Origin of the sequence: Janthinobacterium sp. P210006 (assembly GCF_036231885.1) — a bacterium.
Classification (GTDB): domain Bacteria; phylum Pseudomonadota; class Gammaproteobacteria; order Burkholderiales; family Burkholderiaceae_D; genus Janthinobacterium; species Janthinobacterium violaceinigrum.
The window spans coordinates 1-8620 of sequence record NZ_JAZARD010000010.1; the positions used below are offsets into that span (position 1 = coordinate 1).

At 59.7% G+C, this 8620-nt stretch carries 7 protein-coding genes and 1 rRNA gene; 1 reads left to right on the forward strand and 7 read right to left on the reverse strand.

Annotation, left to right across the window (positions count from 1 at the left end):
• Both VPH41_RS28340 and VPH41_RS28345 read right to left on the reverse strand, forming a co-directional pair.
• Positions 1-105, reverse strand: a 16S ribosomal RNA gene (locus VPH41_RS28340); the annotation flags it as partial.
• 433 nt (positions 106-538) lie between these two features.
• Positions 539-1618 (reverse strand): tartrate dehydrogenase, encoded by a 1080-nt coding sequence (locus tag VPH41_RS28345; protein ID WP_328572270.1) that lies wholly within the window; start codon positions 1616-1618, stop codon positions 539-541.
• Between the two features lie 114 nt (positions 1619-1732).
• Here VPH41_RS28345 and VPH41_RS28350 point away from each other — a divergent pair, with 114 nt between their 5' ends.
• Entirely contained in the window at positions 1733-2608 is an 876-nt protein-coding gene (locus VPH41_RS28350) for a LysR family transcriptional regulator (RefSeq protein WP_328572271.1), read from the forward strand.
• Between the two features lie 4 nt (positions 2609-2612).
• Here VPH41_RS28350 and VPH41_RS28355 read toward each other — a convergent pair whose 3' ends face one another.
• From VPH41_RS28355 to VPH41_RS28375, 5 genes are all read right to left on the reverse strand, one after another.
• Positions 2613-4103 (reverse strand): DUF3482 domain-containing protein, encoded by a 1491-nt coding sequence (locus VPH41_RS28355; protein WP_328572272.1) that lies wholly within the window; start codon positions 4101-4103, stop codon positions 2613-2615.
• Positions 4100-5578, reverse strand: coding sequence for a DUF2868 domain-containing protein (locus tag VPH41_RS28360; protein ID WP_328572273.1), 1479 nt, complete (start codon positions 5576-5578; stop codon positions 4100-4102). Before VPH41_RS28360 ends, VPH41_RS28355 begins: the two co-directional genes overlap by 4 nt.
• Positions 5579-5640: 62 nt before the next feature.
• Entirely contained in the window at positions 5641-6396 is a 756-nt protein-coding gene (locus VPH41_RS28365) for an acid phosphatase (protein WP_328572274.1), read from the reverse strand.
• Positions 6397-6549: 153 nt separating this feature from the next.
• Positions 6550-7776 carry a sensor histidine kinase gene (locus VPH41_RS28370; RefSeq protein ID WP_328572275.1) on the reverse strand — a complete coding sequence of 409 codons (1227 nt, stop codon included), beginning with the start codon at positions 7774-7776 and terminating at the stop codon, positions 6550-6552.
• Entirely contained in the window at positions 7763-8452 is a 690-nt protein-coding gene (locus VPH41_RS28375) for a response regulator transcription factor (protein WP_328572276.1), read from the reverse strand. The genes VPH41_RS28370 and VPH41_RS28375 overlap by 14 nt, the downstream gene beginning before the upstream one ends.
• Positions 8453-8620 lie beyond the last annotated feature (168 nt).

Here is an 8620-nt window from a genome sequence, read left to right on the forward strand (position 1 = left end):
CGTTCGCCACTCGCCACCAGAGCAAGCTCCGTGCTGCCGTTCGACTTGCATGTGTAAGGCATGCCGCCAGCGTTCAATCTGAGCCAGGATCAAACTCTTCAGTTTAATCTCTGTTACTTTGCCGTTTTACCGGCATGGTCGAACTATTTAACTAGTTCAAACCCCTCGCATTGCGAGGGGTTTGCTCACTCAAAAAACTGACAGGCTACTTCCGAAGAAGTATCCTATTTCATTATTTCTTGTGAACATTTGATATTTTAAGTATTACGCCAATCCGAAGATCGGCGCTGCACTACATCAAATGCCCACACTTATCGACTGTTAATTGTTAAAGAACTGTATTCGGTACTGCTTTCGCGCTATCGACAAAGCGTTGTGTTTGTCAGCTGCGAAGAAGGAAGAGTATGAAGCATTTCAGCACAATCGTCAACTCCTTCTTTTTACTGCATCGCCGTTTCCGGTGATCCTCAAGTGCCGCATTTGACTGCGTCTCATTGGGGAGGCGAACTATAGCAAAGCCGCCCACGGGCGGCAAGCTTTATTTCAGCAATTCGGCAACCGCCATGCCCACCTCGGTCGTACTGGCGCTGCCGCCCATGTCCGGCGTACGTGGGCCATGCTCGAGCACCTGTTCGATGGCGCGCACAATCGCATCATGCGCGGCCGTGTAACGGGTGTCGCCATTGCCGAGGAAGTCGAGCATCATGGCGCCCGACCAGATCATGCCGATCGGGTTGGCAATATTCTGGCCATAGATATCGGGAGCGGAACCATGCACAGGCTCAAATACCGAGGGAAACGTGCGCTCCGGATTGATATTGGCCGACGGCGCGATGGCGATCGTGCCCGTACACGCGGGCCCCAGGTCGGACAGAATGTCGCCAAACAGATTCGATGCCACCACCACGTCGAAGCGCTCCGGACTGAGCACGAAACGGGCCGCCAGGATGTCGATGTGATATTTATCCCAGCGCACGTCGGGAAAGCTGGGGCCCATCGCTTCCACCCGCTCATCCCAGAATGGCATGCTGATCGCGATGCCATTCGACTTGGTCGCCGACGTCAGGTGTTTTTTAGGCCGGCTTTGCGCCAGCTCAAACGCATATTTCAGGATGCGATCGACACCCTTGCGCGTAAAAACGGATTCCTGCAGCACCGTTTCACGCTCGGTGCCTTCGAACATGCGGCCGCCCACGGACGAATATTCTCCTTCCGTGTTTTCACGCACCACATAAAAGTCGATATCGCCCGGCTTTTTATTTGCCAGCGGACACGGCACGCCCGGCATCAGCCGCACGGGCCGCAAGTTGACGTATTCATCGAACTCGCGCCGGAATTTCAACAGCGAACCCCATAAGGAAATATGGTCGGGCACCTTGTCCGGCCAACCGACGGCACCAAAATAGATGGCGTCGAAATCCTTGAGCTGGGCAAACCAGTCCGAGGGCATCATCTGGCCATGCTCCAGGTAATAATCGCAATTCGCCCATGCCATTGTCGTGAACTGCAAGTCGATATTGAAGCGGCGCGCGGCGGCCTCGACCACACGCAGCCCTTCCGGCATGACTTCATTGCCTATGCCGTCGCCGGCGATGACTGCGATTCTGTGTGCTGGCACGGGGTTCTCCTGGTGATAGATGGATGCGAAATCGATGCGTCGATGATACTGATCCCATCTCAGAATACAATCAGAGAACGCATAACCCCAGAATTCACATTTCGTGGTCAATCGATGAAAAATACGCCGCTGCTGGAAGATTTACGCCTGTTTTGCCAGGTCGCCCATAAAACCAGCTTCGCCGCCACGGCGCTGGAACTGGGAATTTCCAAGGCGGTCGTCAGCAAGCGCATCGGCATGCTGGAAGCGGCGCCGCAAGTACGGCTGCTGCACCGGACCACGCGCCGGGTCAGTGTCACCGATCACGGCGAGATCGTGCGGCAATGGGCGCAGCGCATTCTGGAAGATATCGAGCAAATGGGGGAAGCGGTAACGCAGTCGAAACTGCAGCCGCAGGGCGTGCTGCGCATTTGCTCCAGTTCCGGTTTCGGGCGCAACCGGCTCGGTCCCGCCCTATCCCAGCTGGCACGGCAATACCCAGACCTGAAAATACAGCTGGAATTGCTCGACCGCCCCGTTGACCTGCTGGGCGAAGGTTTCGACCTCGACATTCGCATTGGCGTGGTACACGAACCGGACCTGATCGCCCACCGCATTGCCAGCAACCAGCGCGTGCTATGTGCCGCGCCCGCCTATCTGGAGCAACGCGGAGCGCCAGCGCCCCTGGCACAGTTGCGCGAGCGCGACCAGGATGGGCGGCGCTGGAAACTGCAAGGGCCGCACGGGCCGGAAACCGTGAAAGTCGATGGGCCGCTTTCGGCCAACAATGGCGAAATCGTCCATCAATGGGCGCTGGATGGCCACGGCATCATCTTGCGTTCGGCATGGGATGTGGAAAGCAGCCTGACGCAAGGCAAGCTGGTGCGCATTTTGCCCGCGTATCAGCAGGCTGCCGATGTATGGGCGGTGACCACCTCGCGGTTGTCGAACTCGGCCAAGGTCAGGGCCTGCGTGCAATTCCTGCAACAGTGGCTGCAAGCCCGCGCCTGATGCGCTAGACCAGGCGCGCCACGTCCGGATACAGACGCGCCAAGGTATCGGAGGTGATGGCGGCCATCACGGGAACGACGCGCTCTGCGGCTTGCTCCGGCGATTTTTCCCGGCGCACCTCTTTCCACAACTCGACCAAAGCCGTGTCATGGCGCGCTACCGCTTGCTCGACTTCATCTTGCCAGAACGCCGGCGCTTCGCCTTCGACGAAATTGCCGCGGCCACGGCCAAAGTGCGCCACCGCCAGATAACGCAGCACGCCAGCCACGACCAAGGTACGCAGGAAGGCGTCCGTAAATTGCATGGTGGGCTCATTGCGCTCCGTGCCGGAATTAAAACCCCAGGCAGCCCCTGCAAACGTCAGTGCGCCGACCACGCCGCCCAGCAGCGCGCCCGTGCCCAAGGTCAGGCCGCCGGAAATCAGGTCGGCCGACAAGCCTGTCGCAGCGCCGGAAATCATGGCGCCCAACAACCCCGCTTGCGCCTTGTCAATCGGTGCGCGCACGGCAAAATTATCGCGTACCCGTGCATTGATCTTATGCGCATCGGTCGGATCGAGTTTGTGCAAGATCAACAGTTCACGCGTGGTGTCACTGCTGCGCGTATTGAGCCGCGTCACCAGGCTGGCCATCGCCTTTTCCTGACGTTGTTGCTCTGCATTCTTGCCAATACCCACCACCTGCAAGGCCGATTTCAGCAAACCCTTGGAGACGGACTCGATGGCTTCGCGATCCTGGCCTGCCGCGGCCAGCTGCGTGGCCAGCAAATGCATGGCCTGCTGGAAACGCGCCGTATTTTGCGCTTGCCAGGTAGCAAACAAGCGCGCATAGCCAGCTTGCTGCGACTGCGGCAGCAACTTGCCCACGGCTTCGTAAAACACGCGCTCATGCACCCAGCAGCGGGCAAAGGCATCGAGCGCCAGGACGTCGCGCACGATCGGATACTGCTGCAAATGTTCGCGCCAGCGCGCCTGCTCGCCATCTTCCTCATTGCCTGGCCTTGGCGGCCCCATCTGATTGAGCAAGACGACCACGGGTTTGCCCAGCCACTCGAGGATTTTCATTTCCGCCGGCAAGTAGCCCGCGTCCCTGGGATTTTCCGATGAATTCATCAAATACAGCACCACGTCAGCCGCGTCCTTGGCCGTGCGCAGCGCTTGCTGGCTGAGCCAGAACGGACGATCGCGGTAACGGTCCAGCACTTCGCGCAGGAACCAGCCGATGGGATTGCCCGATTGCCCCAGGCGCTTGAGCAGGCGTACGGAATCGCCAAAGCCTGGCGTATCCCACAGTTGCAAGGCATCGCCCTGCGGCGTGGCCAGCAAGGTATGCGATTCCGCAAACACGGTCACGTGGGCGGCGTCGCGCACTTCGCCGATGTCGACGCCCACCAGGGTGCGCGCCAGGGTCGTCTTGCCATTATTTGTATGCGAAATCAGCGCAAACTGAATCTGCACCGCATCGTCCTGCACATCTTTATTCACATTCACACTCATGCTGCAGCCGATACTTTCAAGCCGACACCGGCATCGAGCGGGTGCAAGGCAGGATTGAGCAAATTGACCAGGGTGGCCGGGGTCTTATGGAACTGGCAGAACTGCTGCCACAAGGCGACTCTTTCCGCCAAACGGGCAGCATTGTCCGCCTGCTCGCCCGCGTGCTCCAGGTAGCTCGATTCGTCGATCAGGACGGCGATGCCGCGCGCCGACGATTGCACCAGGTAGTCGAGGAAGGCGCCGTGATTTTCCTTTTCCGGCGTCGCCGTCAGGTTGAACAGCACGGCCGTGATATTGACTTGCGGATCGTTCAAGTCCGTGCCGCGCAAGACATCCTGCGGCTCTTCGCCATACGACGTCGATGGACGCAGCATCATGCGTCCTTGCTCTCCAAACAGCATGATGGACAGCTGGCCCAGCCCCTTGTGGCGCGCCTCATCGACCGTAAAGCTGTAGGGCAAGACGCGCAGCATGCCGCCCGTGGCCACGCCGATGCTTTCATTGAGCTTGCGGAAATATGGCTGATCTAAATCCAGCGGAAAGTGCTTGGCCAGGCGCGCTGCGCGCCAGTTGTTGAGCAAGGCCAGGATCAGACGGGGGACGACGACCAGCAGGAAGATCGTTGCCGCATACAGATGCACCCAGCGCGCGCCGCCTTCCACGGTTGTCGTTTGCGGGAAACGCAGCGCTTCGATTTCCGCCAGCGAAAAGCCTTGCAAGTGAAACAGCGCAATAGCCGGCGCAAACAGGGTGGAAAGCAGACTGTGCACCTGGCCTGCATTCAGGAAAGTGCTTTCCCAGCCGGCCGCATATTGCGACAGGAAGCCGCGCGCATACAGCGAGGCGACGGCGCCGATGGCAAACATGGCGGCGCTCAGGTGGATGGTACGGCTCAGGCGCGCGGCCGTCAGCTTGGCACTCAGGTGCGCCCATTCCCCCATGAAACTGAGCAAGCCTGAAGACAGGGCATGCGGCAACTTGCGCGGCAAGGCCAGGCGGCCCACGCTCAGGTGGCGCACCAGCCCCGCTTTCGGCCAGCCAAGCGCATGCGAGGGGATGCATAGCCAGATCAGCAAGCCCAGATATACCAGCACGTTCCAGGCGATGATCAGCAGCAAGGGCGCCGACAGCAGATCGACGCGGTGCGGATCGGTGATGCGGTCCAGCCCGGCACCCAGCAGCAAGGCCAGCAATGGCAGGATCAGCGCCAGGGTCTTCATGCCGTTGCGACGCTTCGCGAAGGCGGCGAAGGCCGGCGTACGCTCGGTGATGCGCTTGATGATCAGCTCGGAACGCTGCTGCAGGAAATCGTCACCCGTGACCTCAGCCTGCTTGCCCGAAGCTTGCCACTGCGCAAGCTCACGCGCGCTGCGGCTCGCATACATGCGGTCATCCTCGCCGAGGACTTCTTTTTTCTGGTCAGCCGTCTCGATAGCCCGGACCAATACCACTTCTCTCGCAATCTGCTCGTTCATGGTGCTCCTGTTTTTGTATGAAACGACAACTCGACAGGCAGATTGTGACGTACTTTTGTGTTTCAGGCCAACGCGTCCTCGGCCCGGAACAAGTTGTGCAGGAGATAAATCAGGAAAGAAGCGATCCAGGCCGACCACAAGGTGTGCGTGAAAAATTGCGTACCTTGCAACTGTTGCTGCCAGCCTGCCGCCAAACCGCACAGCAGCATGACACCGGCAAGCAGCAGCGCCGTGCGTGGCCGCCCAGGCAGACAGAACAGTGGCAAGGCCAGCATCCACCAGGCAGTATTCGCCTGGGTAGCGGGCAGGCAGGCCATGGCAGATGCGCTGGCTGGCAAGGTTTCCAGCAGACGCGCGTACGGTTCCAGTCCGCCATAGCGCAGCAAATCCGTGGGGCAAGGTACATCGCTGAAGGAAGAGAGGAAATAAATGCTTAGCGGCACCAAGACGGCCGACAGGGCCACGACGCGCAAGGCGCTGCGGCGCGATGCAAGCCAGGCCAGCGGACGCAAAGTGTCCCAGATGGCCAGACCGATCACGGCGGCGCCAAGCAAGGTCATGCCAAACTGAAAACTGCCCGCCAGCGCACTGCCGGCACCAATAAATTGCCCGCGCGCGCCGTCGAACATGCTATCGGCGATGATGAGGTCGAGGTTGCTGTAATTGCCGATCCAGAGTATCAGCATGGCCGACAACATCAGGACGCTATCAATGCCTTTGGGAGTTTTGACGAGTTTAAGCTTGGACAACATGGGTGCACACATTACTTGATGAGATGAAAGGGACTGGCCGCACAGAGCTGCAACCATGAAAGTCATCGTACAGTGTCAATATGAAGAGAACATGACGCCGCCCGCCGTTCACAACGGGGACGGGACAAGACGAGCTTCCTGCCTCACCTTACAAGTGCCGGCATGAATTACGCGTCAACAAGGCGTTAAGTTTTCGTGAAGTGCACGCAAAAAGCAGGCTTAAATGAAATCAATCCGCAGCACGCTGCCGCCGGCGGGGCGGACACTGAATGCCAGGTCCGCGCCCAGATACAGGCAGATGCGTTGAACCAGTCCCAGGCCCAGCCCTGTCCCTGAAGAACCGCCCAGATTGGCCGGTATCGGTTGATGCAGCAGGCGCGCGCGTGCCGCTTCGGGCAAGCCCGGGCCCGTATCCTCGACGATCAGCGCGCGTCCGGTCAGGCGCACGGTCACCTCCCCCTGCAAGGTGTACTGGCAGGCGTTGCGCACCAGGTTGCCAATGGCGGCCGCCAGCAATTCACGGGGGGCGTTGACCAGGAAATCTTCGCCGCCCGCAAACACAAGGCTAAGCGATTTGCCGGCCGTATGCGATTGGAAGCGCAGGCATTCCTGCCGCGCCAGTTCCGCCACGGACAGCGACGCGCATTCCAGCAATTCGGGCGCGCGTGCCAGGCGCAGCAGCACCGTCACGGAATCGGTCGCTTCACGCGCAGCCCGGTAGATGCGTTCTGAAGCGGAGCGCACCAGCGGCGCATCGGCGCCCTGCTCCATGAGGATTTCCGCCGCCCCCGTGATCACGGTCAGCGGCGTGCGCAGTTCATGACTGACGTCGCCTGTAAAAAAGCGCTCGCGGTCGAGAACTTCGGTCAACTCCGCCGTACGCGCAGCAAAAGCGCGCGCCAGTATGCCCAATTCATCGGCGCTGTCCTGCAACGGCAAGGCTGCCTGTCCCGCCTTGACGGCCTGCGTCAGCGACATGATCGGCGTGATCAGGCGGTTGGCGATGAAGGCGCCCAGCAACGAAGCACAAATCAGGAAACCAATAAAACCGAGGGCAAACATGCTGTACACCACCAGCTCGATCTTTTCATATTCGGTGGCATGATCGATGACGACGAATTCGCCATGAACATCGCTGCCGACCAGCACGTGCAAATCGACGCCATCGACGGTTTTCTCGTGCATGCCGGGCGCCAGGCCACGCAAGGGCAACGGCGTGTCTTCGGCATGATGAAAACTCAAGCCGGCCGGCATCTCGACAGGCAAACCGGCCGCATGCCTGGGCGAGGCCCAGGCCGCCACTTCCTTCAGGCGCGCGTCGACCAGGCGCACCTCGATGCCTTCGACGGCAATGGCCGCGATAATGGCAAAAAAGATACTCGCCGCCACGGCAAACAACAGATAGGCGACGATGATGCGCCGTTTCAGCGATTTAAACGGGCGCATCGCTACTCAGTAATTTATAGCCGATGCCGGGAATCGTGCGCAGCATGGGAAAGGCATAGGGTTTGTCGAGCGCCTGCCGCAGCGCATGGATGTGCGTGCGCAGGGCGTCGCTGTCGGGACGGTCATCCCCCCAGACTTCATGCTCGAGCATCTCGCGCGGCACCAGCTTGGGCGCTTCGCTCATCAGGCACTTCAGGATGATGTAGCCGGTCTTGGTCAAGGTCAATGCGTGGCCGGCGCGCTGGACTTCGAATTTTTCCGTATCGAAACGCAGTTCGCCCACCGCCAGCACGGCAGTGGCAGTCGTTTGCCCGCGCGCGCGGCGCAGCAAGGCTTTCAGGCGGATTTCCAATTCCAGCAGCGAGAACGGCTTGACCAGATAGTCGTCGGCGCCGCTGTCAAAGCCGGCGACCTTGTCTTGCAGGGTATCGCGCGCCGTCAACATCAGCACTGGCGTGCTATTGCGCAATTCGCCGCGCAGTTTCTGGCACAGTTCCAGGCCAGTCAGACCAGGCAGCATGACATCGAGCACGATCACATCGTATTCATGCTGGGCCAGCAAGGCCAGGCCCGCATAGCCATTCATGGCCGAATCGAGCACATGACCCTTGGCTTCCAGGTAGGCGTAGAGATTGGCGAGAATATCGGGGTTGTCTTCAATGATCAGAATGCGCATACCGTCATTGTAGGCGGGATCGGGCAATGCCAGCCAAAACCGCCCGACGAAAAAAAACCCCGCCATTGCTGACGGGGTTTTTCTCTACTGCGAATAACAAGCCTGACGATAACCTACTTTCACACTGGTTGCAGCACTATCATCGGCGCAAAGTTGTTTCACGGTCCT

Excerpts from the sequence above, each read along its gene's own strand:
- VPH41_RS28370 (WP_328572275.1), bottom strand. The coding sequence starts at position 7,776 with ATGCGCCCGTTTAAATCGCTGAAACGGCGCATCATCGTCGCCTATCTG.
- VPH41_RS28350 (WP_328572271.1), top strand. The coding sequence starts at position 1,733 with ATGAAAAATACGCCGCTGCTGGAAGATTTACGCCTGTTTTGCCAGGTC.
- VPH41_RS28375 (WP_328572276.1), bottom strand. The coding sequence starts at position 8,452 with ATGCGCATTCTGATCATTGAAGACAACCCCGATATTCTCGCCAATCTC.
- VPH41_RS28355 (WP_328572272.1), bottom strand. The coding sequence starts at position 4,103 with ATGAGTGTGAATGTGAATAAAGATGTGCAGGACGATGCGGTGCAGATT.
- VPH41_RS28360 (WP_328572273.1), bottom strand. The coding sequence starts at position 5,578 with ATGAACGAGCAGATTGCGAGAGAAGTGGTATTGGTCCGGGCTATCGAG.
- VPH41_RS28365 (WP_328572274.1), bottom strand. The coding sequence starts at position 6,396 with ATGACTTTCATGGTTGCAGCTCTGTGCGGCCAGTCCCTTTCATCTCAT.